General features: G+C 61.1%; 17 protein-coding genes and 1 tRNA gene. 7 read left to right on the forward strand and 11 right to left on the reverse strand.

Going from position 1 to position 19,820, the window contains the following annotated elements; genetic code table 11:
• Nucleotides 1–10: 10 nt before the first annotated feature.
• From BM344_RS15690 to BM344_RS15700, 3 genes are all read right to left on the reverse strand, one after another.
• Nucleotides 11–1,645, reverse strand: coding sequence for a FecR family protein (locus BM344_RS15690; protein ID WP_091992133.1), 1,635 nt, complete (start codon nt 1,643–1,645; stop codon nt 11–13).
• Nucleotides 1,638–2,372: a response regulator transcription factor gene (locus tag BM344_RS15695; protein WP_091992134.1), complete on the reverse strand. Its 735-nt coding sequence runs from the start codon at nt 2,370–2,372 to the stop codon at nt 1,638–1,640. The genes BM344_RS15690 and BM344_RS15695 overlap by 8 nt, the downstream gene beginning before the upstream one ends.
• A gap of 66 nt (nt 2,373–2,438) precedes the next feature.
• Nucleotides 2,439–4,622: a DNA topoisomerase III gene (locus BM344_RS15700; RefSeq protein WP_091992135.1), complete on the reverse strand. Its 2,184-nt coding sequence runs from the start codon at nt 4,620–4,622 to the stop codon at nt 2,439–2,441.
• A 274-nt stretch (nt 4,623–4,896) separates the two neighbouring features.
• On the opposite strand from BM344_RS15700, the gene BM344_RS15705 reads away from it, so the two are divergent.
• Both BM344_RS15705 and BM344_RS15710 read left to right on the forward strand, forming a co-directional pair.
• On the forward strand, nt 4,897–5,250 hold the full coding sequence (locus BM344_RS15705) for a BolA family protein (RefSeq protein WP_091992136.1): 354 nt from the start codon (nt 4,897–4,899) through the stop codon (nt 5,248–5,250).
• Nucleotides 5,250–5,873 (forward strand): L-threonylcarbamoyladenylate synthase, encoded by a 624-nt coding sequence (locus BM344_RS15710; RefSeq protein WP_091992137.1) that lies wholly within the window; start codon nt 5,250–5,252, stop codon nt 5,871–5,873. Before BM344_RS15705 ends, BM344_RS15710 begins: the two co-directional genes overlap by 1 nt.
• A 9-nt stretch (nt 5,874–5,882) precedes the next feature.
• Here the strand turns inward: BM344_RS15710 and BM344_RS15715 are convergent, their stop codons facing one another.
• Nucleotides 5,883–6,548, reverse strand: a complete 666-nt coding sequence (locus BM344_RS15715; RefSeq protein WP_091992138.1) for a hypothetical protein — start codon at nt 6,546–6,548, stop codon at nt 5,883–5,885.
• A gap of 119 nt (nt 6,549–6,667) precedes the next feature.
• Entirely contained in the window at nt 6,668–7,315 is a 648-nt protein-coding gene (locus BM344_RS15720; protein ID WP_091992139.1) for an MBL fold metallo-hydrolase, read from the reverse strand.
• Nucleotides 7,316–7,471: 156 nt separating this feature from the next.
• Between BM344_RS15720 and BM344_RS15725 the strand changes: the two genes are divergently transcribed.
• Genes BM344_RS15725 through BM344_RS15735 form a run of 3 tightly spaced genes read left to right on the forward strand, consistent with a single transcriptional unit; the run spans nt 7,472 to nt 12,450 of the window.
• Nucleotides 7,472–10,414: a hypothetical protein gene (locus BM344_RS15725; protein ID WP_091992140.1), complete on the forward strand. Its 2,943-nt coding sequence runs from the start codon at nt 7,472–7,474 to the stop codon at nt 10,412–10,414.
• A complete protein-coding gene (locus tag BM344_RS15730) occupies nt 10,407–11,834 on the forward strand; it encodes a hypothetical protein (protein WP_091992141.1) in 1,428 nt (475 codons plus the stop codon). The genes BM344_RS15725 and BM344_RS15730 overlap by 8 nt, the downstream gene beginning before the upstream one ends.
• The gene (locus BM344_RS15735; RefSeq protein ID WP_208603451.1) at nt 11,827–12,450 is read left to right on the forward strand and encodes a condensin complex protein MksE; all 624 of its coding nucleotides are present in this window, start codon (nt 11,827–11,829) and stop codon (nt 12,448–12,450) included. The genes BM344_RS15730 and BM344_RS15735 overlap by 8 nt, the downstream gene beginning before the upstream one ends.
• On the opposite strand, the gene BM344_RS15740 is transcribed toward BM344_RS15735, so the two are convergent.
• The 4 genes from BM344_RS15740 to BM344_RS15755 form a co-directional block, all read right to left on the reverse strand.
• Nucleotides 12,447–13,064: an SCO family protein gene (locus BM344_RS15740; protein ID WP_407656870.1), complete on the reverse strand. Its 618-nt coding sequence runs from the start codon at nt 13,062–13,064 to the stop codon at nt 12,447–12,449. The two genes, BM344_RS15735 and BM344_RS15740, sit on opposite strands and share 4 nt — an antisense overlap.
• Entirely contained in the window at nt 13,061–13,903 is an 843-nt protein-coding gene (locus tag BM344_RS15745) for a cytochrome c oxidase assembly protein (RefSeq protein ID WP_091992142.1), read from the reverse strand. The genes BM344_RS15740 and BM344_RS15745 overlap by 4 nt, the downstream gene beginning before the upstream one ends.
• 99 nt (nt 13,904–14,002) lie before the next feature.
• Entirely contained in the window at nt 14,003–14,902 is a 900-nt protein-coding gene (locus BM344_RS15750; RefSeq protein WP_091992143.1) for a cation diffusion facilitator family transporter, read from the reverse strand.
• A gap of 101 nt (nt 14,903–15,003) precedes the next feature.
• A tRNA-Arg gene (locus tag BM344_RS15755) sits at nt 15,004–15,080 on the reverse strand.
• Between the two features lie 87 nt (nt 15,081–15,167).
• On the opposite strand from BM344_RS15755, the gene BM344_RS15760 reads away from it, so the two are divergent.
• Both BM344_RS15760 and BM344_RS15765 read left to right on the forward strand, forming a co-directional pair.
• Nucleotides 15,168–15,875 (forward strand): TIGR04283 family arsenosugar biosynthesis glycosyltransferase, encoded by a 708-nt coding sequence (locus BM344_RS15760; protein WP_091992144.1) that lies wholly within the window; start codon nt 15,168–15,170, stop codon nt 15,873–15,875.
• Entirely contained in the window at nt 15,862–16,512 is a 651-nt protein-coding gene (locus BM344_RS15765; protein ID WP_091992182.1) for a TIGR04282 family arsenosugar biosynthesis glycosyltransferase, read from the forward strand. Before BM344_RS15760 ends, BM344_RS15765 begins: the two co-directional genes overlap by 14 nt.
• On the opposite strand, the gene BM344_RS15770 is transcribed toward BM344_RS15765, so the two are convergent.
• Both BM344_RS15770 and BM344_RS15775 read right to left on the reverse strand, forming a co-directional pair.
• Entirely contained in the window at nt 16,509–19,331 is a 2,823-nt protein-coding gene (locus tag BM344_RS15770) for an insulinase family protein (protein WP_091992183.1), read from the reverse strand. The genes BM344_RS15765 and BM344_RS15770 overlap by 4 nt on opposite strands.
• A 64-nt stretch (nt 19,332–19,395) precedes the next feature.
• Entirely contained in the window at nt 19,396–19,695 is a 300-nt protein-coding gene (locus BM344_RS15775) for a hypothetical protein (protein WP_091992145.1), read from the reverse strand.
• Between the last annotated feature and the right edge of the window lie 125 nt (nt 19,696–19,820).

The raw sequence follows: 19,820 nt of genomic DNA on the forward strand, positions 1-19,820 counted from the left end.
GATCAACGGTTTATTCCAGGTACAATTCCCTCCCGGGTCCCCAGCGGCTTTCCAGAGGGCCATCAGAAAGAGCTTTCAGGCGCACAAAATACCGCCTTCCGGGAATCAGACGCAAGGCTGCGGTGGTATCAGAGAGCGTCGCTTCCTTGATGATGTTGTTAAATCCTGGCTCCTCAGAGAGCTGCAGCCGGTAGTCCGTGGCGGTGTCCACTTTTTCCCAGAATACCCGTACCTGGCTGTCGATGTAGTTCACGCTGATAATTCGAACGGGCGGCAGGCTGCCGTTTACCACCAGAGTGCGCGCTTCGGTGGTGGCCACAGAGTTACCGCCGGCTTCGGTAACCACCCGCCAGTAATATTTGCCCGGCCCTAAAGGACGTGATGGCAGAGCAGAGTTTTCGGGGGCCCACTCGCTGGTGGTGATCAGGTTGCTGAAATTCTGATCCTCTGCAATTTCGACCCGGGCGACTTCGTTCTGGCCCTTGAGTTGCCAGCGGAACTCTGGCATGTCGTCGTTCACGGTTTCACCATCGGTCGGCGCCACGAGGCTTGCGGCGCGAGCCTGCAGATCCACCTCTACCGGCACCACGCCGGGCATACCGGCAATGCCGCTGTTGTCCAGTGCGGCCAGATGGATTTCGTAACTGCCGTTGTCCAGAAGCCCGATATCGAACGAGTTTGCGGCGGTTGTGCGGCTTTCCACCCAACGACCGGTCTCGGTCTCGAAAATATCGATACGGTGCCTTGGTGCCCGGCTATCCTGCCAAGTCATCGTCGACGGCAGGCTGGTGAGCGTGGCGGGCAGGGGGTTGATCTGAGGGGCCGGTGGCAGCCGCCGGATGCTCAATCCACCCCGGTCACCAGTGGACAGACTGGCTCCGTAGCCCGCCGGGATTCGGCGAACCTTGCCGGGCGCGCCGAAATCGACGGTGCCTTCCGTTACCTGCAGACTGCTGCCAGTGTTCGATGTCTGTAGTGCGAAAACAGTGCCTCTCACAGCGGCCACGGCTGAGGGTGTTTCGATCTCAAAACGGGCACCGCCGTCCATAACCGGCTTTACGCGGGTGTGGACTTCGCCACGGTCGAGCCTCAGTCGGGTGTCCACCATGCCGGCCTTGCCGTACTGGGTCAGGCGATTGAAGATGAGTCGGGAGTTGGGGGAAATCCGGACCTCGGAGCCGTCCGCCAGTTCCACCGTTGCCGTACCGGACGCTGACAGGATCTCGTCACCCACCCGGATCAGGGTGTTTTCGTCCAGCGGCATCTTCCGCCCGGTGCTGGCGGAGATTAACTGAACCGTGCCGGACACGGAGGTTGCTTTGGCGGGCTGCGGTTGGCGTTTCAGCCAGGAGAGCGGAATGCGAACGCTGTCGCCGGCAGCCAGGGCGGCTCCATTACTGATTCTGTTGTACTGCAGCAGTCGCGCGCCGGTGTAACCGGTAGCGAGCAACTCGTCGGCCACCTCCCGAAAGCTCTCGCCCGGACGGAGCGTGTAGATCCACTCAGGCATCTGGTTGGCGGAGGCATTATCCGCCTGTCCCGCTGACCCACGGGTAACGGAAAGCTCGGCGCCTGCAGGTGCCGATCCCAGTGCCATGAGGGCGGAGAGCAGCAGGGCAAACAGCCCGGTGGAGCGGTCAGTCATTGGCTGCCTTCTGAAGATCCCCGTCCTCGGCTGTGGGAGCCGGCGTTTTCATCGCCTCCAGGCGGTAGCCGCGCTGATAGATGGTCTTGATTCGAAATCCGTTTTCCGGGTTTAGACCCAGCCTCCGACGCAGCCGGCTCATGTGGGTGTCCACAGTGCGTGTGTTGATATCCCTGGCCAATCCCCAGACCCGCTCAAGAAGCATTTCCCGGGTCAACAGCCGTCCCTGGTTCTGGAACAGGAACAGGGTCAGGTCGAAGTCCTTGTCGGTAAGGGTCAGTTGTGTGCCGTGTAAGGTAATGGTGCGCTGCTGGGTGTTGATTTCGAAAGGGCCGTAGCGCAGCACTTCCTTGTCGCTGTCGGGATTGGAGCGTCTGGCCAGCGCATTGATTCTGGCAACCAGTTCGGCGGCCCGCGCCGGTTTCGCAAGGTAGTCATCGGCGCCAGCGTCCAGGGCCCGAACGATATCGGTCTCGCTGTCTCGCTGAGTCAGGAACAAGACCGGAATCGGCCAGTTCAGCTGCGCTCGCACATTCTCGAGAACGTCGATGCCGGTCATGTCTGGTATCTGCCAGTCGAGGATCAGCAGGTCGTAACTTCTGTGCAAAACGGCGCTCAGAAAATTCTGGCCGGTTGGAAAACTGTCACAGTGGTGACCACGCTCAGACAATATTGCCTGAATGTGCTGTGCCTGTTCGGTTTCGTCTTCAAGCAGAGCAATGCGCATCGACCGTCTCCAGGATAAGAATGCGTCGGCGAATTATCACAAAATGTGGATCCGGGTTCAGTTTCGTTATGTAGTCTTGCGTAAACGCAGGGCCGGCCTGCCGTTGTCATCATCAACTGTTTGTCGGCAGGCAGGAAAATTACTGCAGCCCCAGAACCAACCTTTTTTCCCCTGGCGCCTCACCAGGGGCGAGAAGCAGTGGGGGCAGGGTACTGGTTTCTGGCCGGTTCCGTCTTCGGGACGAGTTTCTTCCAGTGGGCGGGTGCCGCGACATTGCGGATAGCGTGTACAGGCATGAAATCGCCCGAATTTGCCGTCCCGCTCGCGCATGGGTGCCCGGCATTTCGGGCAGTGGGGGGAAGACGTCTCGGCGAGGTCGCCCGGGGCCCCTGAAGGATCAGCAGCCTGACCCTCCGGACGGTCCATCAGCGTCCGGATCTCCTGCTTGAGCGAGTCAAGAAATTGCCTTGGATCGCCCTCGCCACGCCGGATGGTTTCGAGTGTGGCTTCCCAGACGGCGGTGCGGTCGGGCTTGCTGACCGATTCCGGCAGGGCGCCGATGAGGGCCTTGCCCTTGTCGGTGGCCCGGATGTGCCGACTGTCCCGGTAGAGGTAATCCCGCTTGAACAGGGTATCGATGATGGCCGCCCGCGTAGCCTCGGTGCCCAGGCCATCGGTTTCCCTTAGAGTTTTTCTCAGCTCCGCATCGCTCACAAAGCGGGCGATGTTGGTCATGGCTGACAACAGGGTGGCGTCGGTAAAATGCTGGGGAGGCTGGGTCTTGCGTTCCGATACCAGGCTGTCCTCGCAGAACACCGGTTCGCCCTTCTCCAGTCTTGGAAGCGGCGCCTTGTCGGGCTCGGAGCGCTGTTCGCGGAGTTTCAGCTCCAGCGCCTTCCACCCTGGCAACAGCACGGCGGTTTCTGTGGCCCGGAACTGATGATCGGCCACGCGCAGGGTCAGCCTGCCTTCCCGGTGTATGGCATCGGCGGAAAACTGCATCAGATAGTAGCGGCTGATCAGGCCATAGATGTTTTCCTCGGCCAGGGTCAGTTTGCCGTTGGCGGAGGGCCGGGTGGTCGGGATGATGGCGTGGTGGGCATCCACCTGCTTGTCGTTCCAGGCGGTGGTTTTCCGGTCAAAGTCTGCTGCCTGGCAGGCGTCACTCAGGGCTGGCGCAACCCGTGCGATGGCGCCGACCACTTGTTCGCGTTGACTGTAATGGCCCTCCGGCAAGTATCGGCAATCGGATCGGGGGTAAGTGATCAACTGGTGGCGTTCGTAGAGATTCTGGGCGGTATCCAGTACCTCTTTGGCGCCCATTCGAAACAGTCGCCCCGCTTCAATCTGCAGGGCCGACAGCGACAAGGGCAGGGGCGGCGCTTCGGGGCGATCCCGGAAGCGGGATTCAGTAATGGTGCCGGGCCGGCTCTTGATAGTCTCGGCAATCTGATCAGCGACTTCCCGGCTGAGCATCCGGTTTTCCTCGTCCAGATGTTCGCGGAACTGCTCGTCTGGCAGCCATCGGGCGCTGAACGGCTGCGCGTCGGCCTCTTCTTCCTGAGCCCGAAACCTACCCTCGATGCGAAAGTAGGGCTTGGGCTGGAAGTGTTCGATGGTATTGTCCCGCTCCACCACCAGTCCGAGCACCGGGGTTTGTACCCGGCCAACAGAGTAGACGCCTTGCTCGCCCTGTTGCTGATAGCTGAGGGTGTAAAAGCGTGTGAGGTTGAGGCCGTATAACCAGTCTGCCCGCTGGCGGGCCAGGGCAGAGTGGGACAGGCGCCGGAATTCCCGGTTATCGCGCGGGCTCTGGATGGCGCGGGCCACAGCCGCTGGCGTGAGGTCGTTGATCAGTATCCGCTGCACCGGGACGCTGGCCCCGAAATAACGGAGCACTTCGTCCACCAGGAGCTGGCCTTCTCGGTCCGGGTCGCCTGCGTGCACGATGGTCTGGGCCTGGCGAATCAGCGATTCAAGCACCTTGAGCTGCTGGCGCACGCTGTCCTTGGGCATGACCTGCCATTGGTCCGGGAACATGGGCAGGTCCTCCTGCCGCCATTTCTTCCAGGCCGGGTTGTAGCGGGCCGGTTCGGCGGGTTCCAGGAGATGGCCGATACACCAGCTCACCGTAGCCGCGTTCTCCCCGTCGCCACAGCGGATCCAGCCCTGGCCTTTCTGGTGCGGGCCGGGTAGGGCGGCGGCGATGGCGCGGCCGAGGCTTGGTTTTTCGGCGATGTAGAGGTGCATGGGGTTTGGGTGTTGGTGAATCGGGATGGGAATGTGGCGCTTTGGCTTTGTGGTGTCAAGGTTCGGGTGGTGGCGGTATGTGTAGTAGACTGAAAGCGTTGGGGGAGGCGGCTGTGAAGATGGCCGTCCCAAAAGACGCCGTGAACCCATCCATGGGGGCTTGGTGTTGCCATCCATGGCAACACACACTTTTGGGACGGCCATCTTCACACCCGCTTCTGGCCAAGTGCAATTCGCCGAGTGGCTGATGAAGAAGAGGCAGGAGTATCAAGACATGAAAATCCAGAACGCCATTGAAACCAAATTGAGCGATGAGTTTGACGCGCAGGTGCTTCAGGTGGAGAACGAGAGCCACAAGCACAGCGTGCCGCCGAATTCGGAAACCCATTTCAAGGTGACCCTGGTGTCGCCGGAGTTTGAGGGGCAGATGAAGGTTCGGCGGCATCAGGCGATTTACAAGGTGCTTGCCGAGGAACTGGCCGGGCCGGTGCATGCGCTGGCTCTGCATCTGTATTCGCCGGAGGAGTGGCAGGCGACCGGGCAGGCGGCGCCGGAGTCTCCGAATTGTATGGGCGGGTCCAAGAAGGATCCGGCGATGGCGGCGCGCACCGCTCAGGGAGAGGGTTGATGAGTCAGTTTTTCCAGATTCACCCGGAGACGCCGCAGAAGCGTTTGATCAATCAGGCGGTGGATATCCTGCGGCGGGGCGGGGTGATTGTGTATCCCACGGATTCCGCCTATGCCATCGGGTGTCACCTGGGGGACAAGCAGGCGGCCGATCGGATCAAGCGGATTCGTCGGCTGGACGACAAGCACAACTTCACGCTCGTGTGCCGGGATCTTTCGGACATTGGGGTGTATGCCAAGGTGGACAACACCCAGTACCGGCTGCTGAAGAATTTCACGCCGGGGCCCTACACGTTCATTCTGGATGCGACCAGCGAAGTACCTCGGCGGCTGCTGCATCCGAAGCGTCGGTCTGTCGGCGTTCGGGTGCCGGATAACGCCATTGTCCAGGAATTGTTGGGCGAACTGGGCGAGCCGATCATGAGCAGTACGCTTATCCTGCCCGGTGAAACCGAACCGATGACCGATCCCTACGAGATCCGGGATACCCTGGAACACGAGCTGGATCTGATCATCGATGGCGGTTTCTGTGGTCTGGAGGCCACCACGGTGGTGGACTTCACCGGGGACGTGCCGGTGGTCACCCGGGTTGGCAAGGGCGATCCGGCACCCTTCGAGGTGTGAGCCAGCCGATCAGGCCCGGGCGTTCAGGTTGAACGCGTAGCTTCGGGCGTTGCCCGCGGCTTCCAACTGTTCCGCGCCGGCGGTGCGGCGCAGGGTGTCGTAGCGGTGCACCAGGTCCTGCAACCCGTTGAACTGTTCGTTCTCGCTGATCAGGGTGTCCAGAAGCGGGTTGTTGACGCCGTAGGCCTGGTTCAGTTTGAGCGCGTTGTCCATGAAATGGAGCGTGGGTTCATTCATGCTCAGCCGGTTGAAGGCCTCTCGGAAACTCCGGTTCACGTTGAGGTCGTTCTCGATCAGGCCCCGGGCTTTATCCGGAACGTTTCCTTCCACCGCAATGCTGCCGGAATCGTTCTTCGCTACGCTCAGGGCAGTTGCCGGCGGCAGGTTGTACTCGGCAAGTTTGTGCCGCAGTGTTTCCCGAACAAAGGCAAGGTCCTGCCCCACCGTTTGCTTGTAGTCGGCCATCGCCAGCCTGCGTGCTTTCAGCCGAGCCAGGTCCGTCTGGCTGTTTTCCGAGGGCGTGAATCGGTCATCGCCGGGTGAGGGCTCAGCCTCTACCTTTGCGCCTCGAGCCTTGTCCGGCGCGGTCTCATGGCCAGTGGCCGAAGCCTGGCGTTTTTCCATGGCCTGCTGGAACTGGGTGCTTGCCCGGATCAGGGACGTCAGTAGGGACATGGATGGCTTTCCTCCTTCGGCGCGCCGGATTGCGGCGACTGGGAAATCTGCGTTGCACATTCGGGTTCTGCCGAAGGTGATGCAGATTTCAGGCCAGGTTGGAGGACGGTTTGGGCGCGTCAGCCCCGGTGGTCGGAAACGAACGGGTTGGTTTGCCGTTCCCGACCGAATGTGGACATGGGCCCATGGCCGCAGATGAACTGCACATCGTCGCCAAGGGCGAAGAGCTTTTCCCGGATGGACCGGATCAGGGTGTTGTAGTCGCCTCTTGGGAAATCCGTGCGGCCAATGGAACCGTTGAACAGCACATCGCCTACCTGGGCCAGTTTTGAGGCGCGATGGAAAAACACCACGTGGCCCGGCGTGTGGCCAGGGCAATGCAGTACCTCGAGAACCTCATTGCCCACGGTGACGGTGTCGCCGTCCTCAAGCCACCGGCTCGGCGTGAAAATCTCTGGCGCCGGGAACCCGAACATCTGCGCCTGCATGGCCAGACCCTGGATCCAGAAATCATCTTCGCGATGCGGCCCCTCGATGGGCAAGCCCGAGGCCTTGGCAAGCTCCGCCGTGCCGCCTGCGTGGTCAATGTGGGCATGGGTCAGGAGAATTTTTTCCAGCGTGACACCTTCTTCCTTTACGGCAGCCCGAATGCGTTCCAGATTACCGCCTGGGTCCACCACGGCTGCCTTCATGGTTTCCGTGCACCAGAGCAGGGTGCAGTTCTGTTCGAAGGGGGTCACGGGGATCACTCGGTATTTCAGGGACATCATCTGCCTCACGCTGTAGACTTTTGCGCAAGTTTACCAAGGTATGAACGCAAGGTTTACAAAAGCCCTGTCAGTGGCGGAAGATTTCGGTTTTGCACCCGCTGATGCAAGTCTTTCGGGCTACCGGTAAAATCATGGAACAGGAGATGATTCTGGATGAGTGATACCCAGGCGAACGCGAGCACCTTTACCTTCGGCATTCGCCGCCTGGTGCTGGTGGACTCCGCCGGCTTCTGTTACGTGGAAATTCCGGTGGACAACCACGGCTTGATCCTGGGCCCCGGCAACCTTGGCAAATCGAGCCTGCTCAATTCCCTGCGCCTGTTCCTGCTCCCGGAAAACAACTTCAAGAACAGCCGCAAGAAATTCGCCTTCCGCAATGCCAGCGCCGGCAGTTTCTACACCAACGAGGAAAGCTATCAGCACTATTTCCCCAGCCAGTTCAGCTTCCTGATTATGGAAGCGGAAAATCCGGCGGGCACCCATTGCCAGATCCTGTACCGGGACAACGCCAGCCAGCTCAGCTATGGCCGGGCCTTTGTGCCTGTGAGCTACGACCAGCTTCGGCCGTTGTTCTGGAACGGCGATGACGAGGACGGCATTGGCCAGGCGGTGCCGGAACTCTCATTCAGCCGGCTGTCGGAGGCGCTGAAGAAGCTCTCCAGGGACACCCGACTGGTCAACGACCCGGCCAAACTGAAAGCCATGCTCTACAGCAGCGAGCTGATGAACGCGGACGCGGTGCGCTATTCCGTGTTGCCCCTGGGCGAGTCCGATGATCGCCGCGTGCAGTCCCTGCGCACTCTGATTCTGCTGCTGTTCGAAATGAAGGCCGACGACCAGGCCATGGCCAATGCCGTGGCCAGCATCATCGAGGCGGACAAGAAATTTGCCGACGACGCCTTCGATTTCAATATTGACGATTTCCTGAATCGCCACGATCAGCTCAAAGAGCAGCAAAGCCAGCTCAACCGCATCGAGAAAGAGCGGTCCCGGTTCGAGAAGCTGAACCGGGACTACCAGGCTTACCAGACCCTGCTGTACAGCCAGCACGAGTTCGCCGCCTTCCGCGATGGCGTGACTTCCGCACTGGCCGACATTGCGGCCAAACGCCGGGTGGCGCTCGAAGCCTACAACGAACAGAACGACACCCTGCGCCATGTGTTGCAGACCCTGAAGAAGCTGGAACAGGAAGCCAGTGGTTTGAAGGGGGAGATCCGCTCCGCCGAACGACGCATCAAACAGGCGGAGCAGAACCAGAAAGACGGCGAACTGCTGGTCTCGCAGTATGGCGATATGACGCTCCAGGAGATCGCGGAGATCCAGAACGAGGAACTGGAAAGCAAGAAAGGCCACCTGGCCGCCCTGAAGAGCGCCGCCCAGGCCGAGATTCGCCTGGAGCAGATTCAGCGCAAGAAGCAGGATCTGGAGCGTCAGCTTGAAAGCCTGAAAGACCGGGAAAGCAAACAGCAATGGCAGTTACAGAACCAGCTGGATGAAGCCACTGCTGCGCCCCTTCGGGCTGTCGACCCGAGGCTGATGATGGCCAGCCCGGGCCAGGATCTGGATTCGGACAGCAAGGCAACCATTGAAGCCTTCGCCCGCCTGTTTGCGCCCAACGAGCGCGGTTTTGACTGGTTTGATACCGAGTACCAGGGCCAGCCGGCCCGGCACACCAACTTTGCCGAGCAGCGTCAGCACATCGAAGGCGAGTTGAACGGGCTTGAGAAAGAGCGCTCGGAACTGGCCGATACCGCGAATCAGGAACACGACCGGCCACGGCTGATTGAGCGCACAGAGAAGGAAATCCGCGCCATCGAAAAAGACCTGGAAACGCTCCAGCGCTACCCGGCGGCGGCCACCACACTGCGAGATGCCACCGAGGAAAAGCAGGCCGCGGAAGAGCAGCTGGTGAAGCTGGACGAGCAGGCCCGGCTGGAGCAGGAGAAGCAGGAGGCGGTGCAGCAGAAAGCGGCAAAAGCCAAGGCTGAAAAAGACCGCATTGAGGAGCGGGAGCGCGAGCTGGCGGCCCTCAGCAAGAGCGTTGGCACCGTGGAGCATCGGTTCCCGCACCTGAAAACGGTGGAAGCGGAGCAGCAGCTGGACATCGAGCGCGTATCGGCCGCCGCCTTCGACGACCTGCAAACCCAGTTGGACGATCTCGAAGAGCGCCGCCGCAACATCCTCGACCACCTTCGCCAGTTCGTATACCTGGGTATTCACGAGGACGGAGAGGGGGAACTGCAGAAGGACAGCCCGGCGACCTCGGTGATCCGCGAAACCTTCAAAAGCCTTGCGGACCTGTTTGCTGGCATGGCCGAGCGCTGGCGGGTGCTGCAAGAGCAGGTGGCCATTCACAACGAAACCGTGGCCAGCTACCGCCAGGCCCTGAAATCCAACCACGAACACATTGCCCGCTTTGAAGCCCAGCTCAACCGGGAGCTGGACGGGGTGCGCATCAATGATCTGGTCGAAATCCGGGTGGATATTCACACCGACCCGAAATTCCGCAACCTGGTGGAAGAAGCCAACAACATCGACCCGTATGGCAACCAGTTGCAGTCCGACGCCTTCTACGATCGCCTGCGGGTGTTTGTAGCGGATTTCTTCGGAGAGCAGGGCGGCAGCAAGCGTCTGACCATGGACAAGGTGATCACCGGTATTTCCTACCGCACCCGCAAGGAAAACGCCGCCAACCTGGACAAGAAGGGCCAGTCCACCTCCACCACCGCCCTCATCAATCTGGAACTGGTGTACCGGTTGCTCAAGCGGGTGCTGTACCCGGGCGTGCAGCTATCGTTCCCCATGGTGCTTGATGAATTGGCGAGCGTGGATATCAGCCAGATGCCGTCTTTGTTGGAGCGATTACGCAAGCAAGGCTTCAACCTGTTCTCGGCAGCCACCCACAGTGCCAGTGCCGAAGTCATCTACCTGATTGGCCGGCATCTGGAAGTGGGGCAGATGCGCACCGCGCGGCCCTACAGTAAGGAACGTACGCTGGTGTTCTGGGGCGGCGCCGAAGGCTTTACCGGCGGCGAGGCCCTGAGCCACTGGGCAGATCAGACCCAGAACAGCCTGCTGGAGCCGGTGGATGAGTAAACGCTTCAGCACCCTGGACACCACCCGACTGTTGTTCGAGCACCCGAAGATCCTGTTCCGGCTGATCGAGCGCATGGACCGCAACGAAGCCCGGTACATCCGCGAAAGCGATCTGGTGGCCGAGGTGATGGACTACACCCGTAGCCTCGGCAGGGCCGACCGGGAACGAGTACGGCTGGCGCTGAACACCGACAACCTGTTTCGCGGCGGCTTGATCATCGACATCATCAAGGCCGAGGGCGAGCGCCGCCTGGTGTTGCAGGACGCCCTGATCAACCTTATGCGGGCCTGCAACGCCTCGCTCTACCAGGAGCTGACCGACGCTCGCCTGCGTGGCCACCTGGTGACCCTGCGAGACGTTCGCAACCGCCTGGAAACCAGCAGTTTCAGCGATACGGACCCGGACTATACCGAACTGCGGGACGATCTCAACGAGCGGGTCAGCCAGCTGATCGGCCTGCTGCGCCAGAACGTGCTCCGTATGCAGACCATCAGCGCCCAGTTGGCGGACCTGTCCGGCGATGCCAGCCGGGCACCGGAGAAGTACCTGGAGTTCCGCCAGAACCTGTTCGAGCAGATCGTGACCCTCTACGAGCGGCACATCAAACCCACGCTGGTGTTCCTGAACCCGGACACCCGGCTGCCCGATGGCAGTAACCTGTTCGAAACCCTGGAAGCCATGGTGCGCCTGCTGGAAAGCCACGACGACCACAGCCTGGCGGACCAGTTGTTCCGTTCTTCCATCAGCCTGAACGCCCTGTACAAGCCCATTCAGGCGGTGGCTCAGGAGGTGGAGCACTTCCTGCGCAAGACCCGCCGGGGCATGGCCCAGTACAACGCCATGGAACACTTCTACGGCAAACTGCGGACCTTGAAGGATGACACCGAAACTCTGAGCCTGCGTCGTAAATGGCTGGAGGGCGGCGACTTTGCCCGCGGCACCGGGTTCCTGGTAGGCCTGCGGGCGCAGCAGCGGCCCAAGCACTATGCCTTTGGCGAGTCGTCCAGCTACTACCAGCTGTTGTTCAGCGAGCTCGATCTGCGCCTGAGCGACCTGCGTCGCAAAGCCGAAGTGCCGATGCTTGAGGAAGTGGCTGGCAGTGGCCGGGAAAGCCGCATCGATGTCCAACGCATCAACCAGCTGTACCGATGGCTGGAAACCCTGGAATTGCGGCCCACGGCGGACCTGGTGCGGGAGCTCCACGGTCGGCTGGACGGCTTTATTCCTGGCTATCGTTTCCCGGATTTGCTGGCGGCCCTGAACCGACTGGTGAATGGGCCACCGGAAGGGCTACAGGTGATCACTACCAACCGCTTCCGAACCCTGGAACAGGCGCCGGAAGGCGAGCAGTTTGTGTACCGAAAACGTCGACTTGAAACCGACCGTACCGAATCGAAACAAGAGCCAGATCATGCCTGAATTTTCTGAAACCGTGGAGTTGGAGAGCAGCCCGGAGGCACCAAAATCTTCCAGCTTCGACGGGATCCTGCCCGCACACAGCGCGGCCGTTTATCGCGAGTTCCAGACCGGCCGTGTGATCGTGCGGGACGTGTGGGACAACAATCGCTCGGAACTGCGGGCCAATCCGCTCTACAACCTGTTGTACAACCACCTCTCGCATTTCCGGACCTTCTACGAGCACCTGGGCAGCGAGCTGGTGTTCAACGAAACCGGCGCCTTCTTCTTTCTCAAGGAAAGCAGCGACGACGAGAGCGAGGAACACGATGAAAACGCCTTCCGGGTGCAGGTGGTGTTGCTGCTGATCGGCCGCTACTTTGCCCGCAGCGGCCGGGACCTGGAGTACCTGGGGCGGGCCGATGCCGGTTTGAACGGGCAGGACCTCTCGGCGCTGGCCGCCGATGAGGAATACCAGGACATCCTCAGGGCGGCCCGGTTTGAGAAGGGAATGACAGAGGCGCTGGATTATCTGGAGAAACGGAACCTGCTGTTCAGGGCAGGGGCGGACCGCTGCTTCCTGAGTTCGGCAGGCCTTTATTTTCTCAACGAGCTGGTGCGCGAATACGAGCAGGGCTAGCCTTCGGCTGCCAGCAACTCCAGATCCTCGCGAATCTCATGGGCGCTGGCATCTGGCCGGATCAGCAGGCGTGCCGTACCGTCCCGGTCGAACACGTACACGGCGCTACTATGGGACACCATGTAGTTGCCCTCGGCGTCCGGTTCATCGTAGCCAAAGGTGGTCCGGTAGCGCTTTGCCAGTTCCCGCAGCTGCGGCTCGGTGCCGGTGAGCCCCTGAATCCGGTCCCCGAAAAAATTCACGTACTCTTGCAGCCGCTCTGGTGTATCCCGTTGCGGGTCGACACTCACGAACAGTGTCTGTACGTCTTTTCGAACCGGGTCAGGCAGGCCCTCGGTGGCCTGTGTGACTTTCTGCAGGGTGGTAGGGCAGACGTCCGGACAGGACGTGAATCCGAAGAACAGCAGGCGAATCTCGCCGGCGGAATCGGCGGCAGTGACCGGTTCTCCCTCGCTGTTCACCAGCTGGAATTCCAGATCAGGCATCAGTCCGCTGATGTCCTTGGCGTTCCAGCTCCGGGCAGAGTCGGAACAGCCAGCCAGGGTCACCAGTGCGGCCATGGCCGCTGTCAGCCACAGGCTTAGCGCGTATCTGCGGATGCTTCCTGCCGTCATCGTGTGATCTCCGGTTGTCGCGCGGCCAGCGAGTTGTACCTGTCATCCTCGTACATGGCCCGTCTCAGAATGATCAGAATACCCAGGATGCTCATCATCGCTGGCGGTATCCAGGTGAGCAGGCCGCCGAAGAGTTGGTCGGTTTCCGGCGCCATGGGCCAGGCCCGGCCGCACACCTCGTAGACGTCGTAAACCATGGTTCGCGAGAACACGATCATGGCGCCCAGGATCATCTGGGGAATGGCCACCAGGGCGAGGATGAGGATGCGTTTGCCGTGGCCCAGGGCGCGGGTAACGGTCGGCGAGCGGGGATCAAAAATCAGCCACCAGAACAGCAGGCCGTCCAGCAGCATGCTCCAGTTCATCACCCAGTAGAGTGAGCGGCTGAGCATGGCATCGAAGTGAATCGGTGGCCACAGCCAGAAGTAGATCAGCCCCACAAACAGCACCGGCGCGACAACCGGGTGCTGCAGCCATTGGTAGGCCAAGCCCAGAGGCCGAAGCCAGGGTAAGGCCGGGCCGGGTATGCGCCGGGACCAGAAGCGCAGGATTGGAAGCGGGTTGGAGAGGGCGATCAGGATCGGCCCCAGATGGTGCAGTACCAGATGCTGGGCGCGATGCACGAAGAACATGTACTGGGAGTAGTAGTCGAACCGGGTCTGCATCACCGCGTAGCAGAGCAACACGCCCAGAACAAAGGTGACAATCCGCCCGGAACCGGGGCGCTCGGTTTCGGGCATTCGAATCAGCGCCACGCCGTACAGCACCAGCACCAGCCCGAATGAGAGGACGGTGATGGGCGAAAAATCGTACGGCAACAGGTAGTCGAGGGCTGTCATGCTTTGTCCATCAATTCATCAAGCCACGAAGGTAGCCTATCAAAAGTCTCAGCTCCAGCCGGATTGCCCCTGGCCCGGGCCGGCGCATCGGGATCAACATCAACAATGGGTACCACTGGGACACCCGCTGCCGTTGCGCTCCCACTGGATGGTGGTGTGATCAATATCGAACTCCTGACGCAACATGGCTGAGGCCGTCTCCAGAACCTGGTCGTCATCGGCCGGGTCTGGCTTCACCAGATGGACTGTCAGTGCCGCTTCGGTGGTGCTCAGGGGCCAGATATGCAGGTGATGGACCGACTGAATGCCCGGCAGGTTTTCGAGGCGCTCCTGGACAGTGGCGGGATCAATGCCCTTGGGCACGGCATCCACCGCAAGCTTGACCGAGTCCTTGAGCAACTGCCAGGTGCCCACGAAGATCACGGCGGCAATCACCAGGCTGACCACCGGATCAATCCAGGTGATGCCGGTGGACATCAGGATAATACCGGAAATCACCACCCCCACGGAGACCGCGGTATCCGCCGCCATGTGCAGGAAAGCCCCTCGAATGTTGATGTCGCCTTTCTGCCCCTTGATGAACAGGAGCATGGTAGCGCCGTTGATGACAACGCCGATACCGGCAACAACGATCACCGTCAGGCCCGCCACGTCCGCCGGATTGCTCAGCCGCTGGATGGCCTCCCAGGTAATGCCGCCCACGGCGGCAATCAGGAACAGGGCGTTGAACAGCGCGGCGAGGATGGTGGTTTTCTTGAGCCCGTAGGTCCGGCTGTAGGTCGCCGCCTTGCTGGCGAGCCAGCTTGCCAGCCACGCCATGATCAGCCCCATTACGTCACTCAGGTTGTGGCCGGCATCCGCCACCAGGGCCAGTGATCCGGACAGTACACCGTAAACCGCTTCAATCACCACGAACAGGGTGTTGAGAACAACCGCGAGGGCGAACGAGCGGTTGTGGGTATCGAAATGATGGCGGTGGTCGTGATTGTGGTCGTGCATGGTTACCCCGTGGAAAATCAGCGATGGCAACGTTTTAAACCCTGTAGTAACTATAGGGTCAAATGGAAGCGGTCGTCGAAGGGGGCGTCGGTTTGGAGGGATGGTACCCCCGGCAGGACTCGAACCTGCTACCTTCCCCTTAGGAGGGGGACGCTCTATCCAGATGAGCTACGGGGGCAAAACCGCGAGAAGGGCGGTATGATAGCGGTCTGAACCGTGGGGCTCAAGGTTCATCCCTGTTTCGGTGACTTTCCCGGAGTGTGTTTTGTCCGAAGCTTTCTCGTTAAGTGTGATCGTGCCGGTGTGGATGGAAGCCGCCTCCGTGGTGGACACGCTTGAGGCCCTGGCGCCCGTCCGTGCCCGGGGCCATGAGGTGATTGTGGTGGATGCCGGCAGCTGCGACGGTACCGCCGAACGTGCCCGGCCCCTCTGCGATCGGCTGCTTCAGTCCGATAAGGGCCGGGCGGTGCAAATGAACGCCGGTGCGGCTGTGGCGAGGGGCGATCTTCTGCTGTTCCTGCATGCGGACACGCGCCTGCCCCCCAGTGCCCTGGAGCAATTGACGGCCTTCTTTGAATCCCGCCGGGCCTGGGGCCGGTTCGATGTGCGGCTGAGTGGCACGCGGCCGTTATTTCGGGTGATTGCCTGGTTCATGAACCAACGCTCCCGCCTGACCGGAATCTGCACCGGCGATCAGGCCCTGTTCGTGCGTCGTGATGTGTTCGAGGCACTGGCCGGTTTTGCGGCGCTGCAGCTGATGGAGGATGTGGAGTTCTCCCGCCGTCTGTGCCTGGTGTCGCGGCCTTTCTGTATCCGCGAGCCCGTGGTTACCGACAGTCGTCGCTGGCAGAAACACGGAGCCTGGCGTACGATTTTTCTCATGTGGCGTCTGCGCTGGCGTTACTGGCGTGGCGAGTCGCCGGAGAGTCTGGCCCAAGTCTATCGATCGGATGTTCGTCATGCCCCAGAGTAGTCCCTGTTCGGCGGTGTTCCTCCAGTTTGCCAAATGGCCGGAAGCGGGCCGGGTCAAGACCCGGCTGATGCCGGAGCTTGGTGCCGCTGGCGCTCTTGAGGCCCATGTTCAGCTGACCCTGGCGGTCCTGGATAATCTGTGCACCACGGGGTATCCGGTGGAAGTATGGTGGGACAGGGAGCCCGGAAGTGAGCCCGGCGAACGGAGTGAGGCGCTGCCGATTCTCGAAGAGATTGAGGGGGCGGGCCTGGCCCAGGGCGTCCAGCAGGGCGGCGATCTTGGCGCGCGTATGTACAACGGCCTGAGCGAAGCGCTCTCAGAATGTGACCGCGCTGTGATCGTGGGCAGTGACTGTCCGTCGGTGGATCCGGACTACGCCCGCAAGGCCATAGCCTGCCTGGCGGATCACGATGTGGTGCTGGGTCCCTCGGACGATGGCGGTTATGTGCTGATTGGCGCCTCCCGCGTGATTGCGGGGATGCTTGAAGGCATCGAATGGGGCACTCCGAAGGTGCTTGAGCAAACTTCCGAGCGCCTGGATAAAGCGGGGCTCAGCTACTGTTTGCTTGAGCCCCGCTGGGATGTGGATGAACCCGAGGACTGGCAACGATTCCTCGGGATGGGCGTTGCCGGTTAGCCCGCCGGTACCGGTGGCAGCTCCAACAGCTGGCTCAGGGCCTTGTCTTCGTTCAGGCCTTCGCCCCCGGTCACCACCCGCAGTGCCTGAAGTCTTGCCTGCACAGCCTCCCGGAAGGTGGTCAGGAGTTCCTGGCGGCCCACCTGCCGAACAGCATCCGCCAGTTGTGCGCGCGAGTTGAACCCGGTTTCGCCGCGGTCGATCTCCTGCCAGTAGCGGTTGGAAATTTCCCCGAGTTGTCGATCTTTCTCCAGCAGGCTGCTGATCACGGCCTGTTTCTCCCGCGCCAGCCCCGCGTCTGTCATTGCCGTCAGGCTTTGCTCAAACTCGGCGGCGAAGGCCTGCACGGCCTGGTCGATCTCCTCTGGCGAGGCCGAGGGTGACTGGACCACGAAGCCCAGGGCCGGGGTTTCCAGCATTTCGAACGGCGTTGCGTACACGATGTAGCCCAGCTGCCGGTTGGTGCGGATGGCCTCGTAGAAGGGACTGCTGATGATCTGTGCCAGCAACCGGAAACGGGCCCGTTCCCGGAAGCTGGTGTTATCACCCTGCATATACAGCGTGTACCCGGTGTCCGGATGGTCAACGGTGAGGGAGACCCGGGTTTCGCGCTCCGGCAGTTGGCGCACCCGGCTGCGCTCCACGGTGATCAGCTCGCTGTCGCGCAGCACAAGGGCGTTAACCTGGCGGGCCAGGTTCAGGGCAGACGCGCGGGTAAGATTGCCGTGGGCCAGCATCACCGGATCCACCTGGGACAACACTTCCTCGGAGAACGACACCAGCTCATCGAAGGTGACATGCTGCGCCGCCTGCAGTTTGTCGTCAGTATTCCAGACGCCTTCGATCAGGGCGCTCTGGATAAACTCGGAGGTCTGTTCCACCGGCCGGTCTTTGGCCTTGTTCTGAAGGCTGTCGATCAGATTCTGCCGGGCAATCCGGAACCGTTGCTCGGTCAGCTCCGGCTTGGCCAGCTGCAGGAGGATGCGGTTCATCAACGTGTGCAGTTTGTCGTTGTAGCCGCCTACGCGCACGGTGATGCCCCGCAGATGCGGGTAAACGCTGTAATCCAGCCCGGCCAGGCTGGCGGAATAGGCCCAGGCGTTGAGGTTGGCGTTGATACTGTCTACCAGCAACTGGGTAAGCACGTAGCTTCTGGCCGATGCTCTGGTGGCCGGGCTTCGAAGGCCAACAAACACGTTTGCCTTCGGGGTTTCAAACCGGGTATCTCTGGCAAACCACACGTCCATGCCTTCTATCGAACCGAGTTTGGCCGGCTTATCCATGGTGGCGCCAGCCACCATTTCCAGGTCTTCAGGAACAAACGGGTTGGGTTCGGGCAGGCGAAGCTGCTCTGCGAGTGCAGGCAGGCTCTGGGTTGTCAGGGCCTGGCTGTCCAGCTGCTCGATGGACCAGGCCGCCTCGTACCACTGGGTGCGGTTGGGATTGTCCAGGCCGGGTTCCGGGGCCAGGACAAACGCCAGCAGGTTGGATGGCACCAGCCGGTCCAGGATTTCCCGATACTGCTCAGGCGCATAGCGCTCCAGCAGCCAGGGGGCGCGCAGGATATCTTCGGGCGGGTACTCCTGCAGGTAACTGGAGAGGCGCGTTACCTCGCTGATCGGGCTGCCTTCCTCGCGAAAGCGGAAATCGAGGCGGGCCAGGTTCTGCATTTCCCGGAAACGCTGCTCGCTGATGCCTTTGGTCCGGATCTTTTCAATGTAATCGAACACCAGGGGCAGAAGGGCGTCCTGGCGCTCGAGACCCTCCGGTGTCAGGGCAATGTTGATCTCCAGAGTGGCGTTTTCGCCGGTATCCATGCCCAGGCCCGCAGACAGGCTGTCGGCAAGGCCGGCGCGCTTGAGCACGTCGAACAGGCTGCCCGGTCCTTCATGCCCCAGCAGGTTGGCCACGTAGCTGGCGGGCTTGGTCCGGTACTTGTCCTGCTGGGACGGAATCGGGAAGGTCAGGGTCAGGCTGCGCACATCCTTCAGCGCCTCTACCGTCACCTTGGCAGGCAGGTCTTCGCTTTGATACAGAGCCGGGCGGTGACGTTTGGCCTCCAGGTTGCGGTTTTCGATGGCGTCAAAGCGACTCCGAACCATGGCCTCCAGTTGATCCAGTGATTGCGGGCCGTACACCGCCAGCGTCATCAGGTTAGAGGAATAATGCTGCTTCCAGAACTCGATCAGGTCCGGGCGCAGCGGGTTGTCCTCGGTGTTTTCAAGCGTGCTCAGGTTTCCTACCGCAAACTGGTTGAAGGCGTGGTCGGGATTGCTGACGGCTTTCTTGACTGAGTAGAAGCGCCGGCCATCGTCCTTCTGCTTCGAACTAAATTCCGAGTGCACCGCATTGCGTTCCCGGTCCACCAGTTCGGCAGTGAACAGCGGCGCGGCGAACTGCTGGGCAAAGCGATCCAGAGCGGGCTCAAGAAACTCGGCCTGGATGTCGAAGAAGTAATTGGTGTCCTGGAAAGCCGTGAAGGCGTTGTGCTGTCCGCCGTGGCTCTTGATGAACTGCTGGTACTCGCCCGGGTCCGGGTATTTTTCGGTGCCCAGGAACAGCATGTGTTCGAGAAAATGGGAGAGCCCCTCGCGGTCCTTGGGGTCGTCACCGCTGCCCACCGCTACGTTCATGGAGGCCGCTGCCTTGTCGGCATCACTGTCCGACACCAGGATCACCCGCAGTTCATTCTGCAGTTCAATAAACCGGTACTGGTTGTCGTCGTTTGGACTCTTTTCCGGCACCGTGGCCGCCAGGGCGGAACCGCCGGCGAACAGGAAAAGGAGCAGGGTTGCCAGGCGTATTGCCGGCTGCAGCATGGTCACTCTGGAAGCGTTGCGGTTGCTCATAGGCTCTCTCGGGTCCTCGGAAACGGTTTGACGATCAGTGCATCAGCGCGTTACGGGTGCTTTCCGGCTGCTGGTCAAGTGTTTTACGGGCGAGGTCGGCGGCTTTCTCACCATCCAGCTGGCCGGAGGCAATGCGCTCCAGCACCGTTGCCATGATGGCCACCGATTGCCGATAGTCTGAAAATTCCGCCTGGAAAGCCTGATCGATGGCCTCGTACACCGCCTGAATCTTCTCTTCACGGCTCCCGGCGGTCTCCGCGGTGTCGTTGATTGCCCTCAGGCAGGCTCTGGCGATGGAAATATAACGTTCGGCGTTGGGATTGTCGTTTTGCATGGCTGGTCGTCCGGAATCTGTTCAGGGGTCGAAAAAGAGAGAGGCCCAAAGGCCTGATAAGTTCCCGATTATGTCATTGCTGGCGGGGTGTTTCATTGCCTTGTGGTAATTGTTTGCCGGGGCAG

This window comes from Marinobacter gudaonensis (assembly GCF_900115175.1).
Taxonomy (GTDB): Bacteria; Pseudomonadota; Gammaproteobacteria; order Pseudomonadales; family Oleiphilaceae; genus Marinobacter; species Marinobacter gudaonensis.

Coding starts and splice junctions, on each gene's coding strand:
- BM344_RS15720 (WP_091992139.1), bottom strand. CDS start 7,315: ATGTCCCTGAAATACCGAGTGATCCCCGTGACCCCCTTCGAACAGAAC.
- BM344_RS15775 (WP_091992145.1), bottom strand. CDS start 19,695: ATGCAAAACGACAATCCCAACGCCGAACGTTATATTTCCATCGCCAGA.
- BM344_RS15745 (WP_091992142.1), bottom strand. CDS start 13,903: ATGACAGCCCTCGACTACCTGTTGCCGTACGATTTTTCGCCCATCACC.
- BM344_RS15730 (WP_091992141.1), top strand. CDS start 10,407: ATGAGTAAACGCTTCAGCACCCTGGACACCACCCGACTGTTGTTCGAG.
- BM344_RS15735 (WP_208603451.1), top strand. CDS start 11,827: ATGCCTGAATTTTCTGAAACCGTGGAGTTGGAGAGCAGCCCGGAGGCA.
- BM344_RS15765 (WP_091992182.1), top strand. CDS start 15,862: ATGCCCCAGAGTAGTCCCTGTTCGGCGGTGTTCCTCCAGTTTGCCAAA.
- BM344_RS15725 (WP_091992140.1), top strand. CDS start 7,472: ATGAGTGATACCCAGGCGAACGCGAGCACCTTTACCTTCGGCATTCGC.
- BM344_RS15690 (WP_091992133.1), bottom strand. CDS start 1,645: ATGACTGACCGCTCCACCGGGCTGTTTGCCCTGCTGCTCTCCGCCCTC.
- BM344_RS15710 (WP_091992137.1), top strand. CDS start 5,250: ATGAGTCAGTTTTTCCAGATTCACCCGGAGACGCCGCAGAAGCGTTTG.
- BM344_RS15700 (WP_091992135.1), bottom strand. CDS start 4,622: ATGCACCTCTACATCGCCGAAAAACCAAGCCTCGGCCGCGCCATCGCC.
- BM344_RS15750 (WP_091992143.1), bottom strand. CDS start 14,902: ATGCACGACCACAATCACGACCACCGCCATCATTTCGATACCCACAAC.
- BM344_RS15695 (WP_091992134.1), bottom strand. CDS start 2,372: ATGCGCATTGCTCTGCTTGAAGACGAAACCGAACAGGCACAGCACATT.
- BM344_RS15715 (WP_091992138.1), bottom strand. CDS start 6,548: ATGTCCCTACTGACGTCCCTGATCCGGGCAAGCACCCAGTTCCAGCAG.
- BM344_RS15705 (WP_091992136.1), top strand. CDS start 4,897: ATGAAAATCCAGAACGCCATTGAAACCAAATTGAGCGATGAGTTTGAC.
- BM344_RS15770 (WP_091992183.1), bottom strand. CDS start 19,331: ATGCTGCAGCCGGCAATACGCCTGGCAACCCTGCTCCTTTTCCTGTTC.
- BM344_RS15740 (WP_407656870.1), bottom strand. CDS start 13,064: ATGACGGCAGGAAGCATCCGCAGATACGCGCTAAGCCTGTGGCTGACA.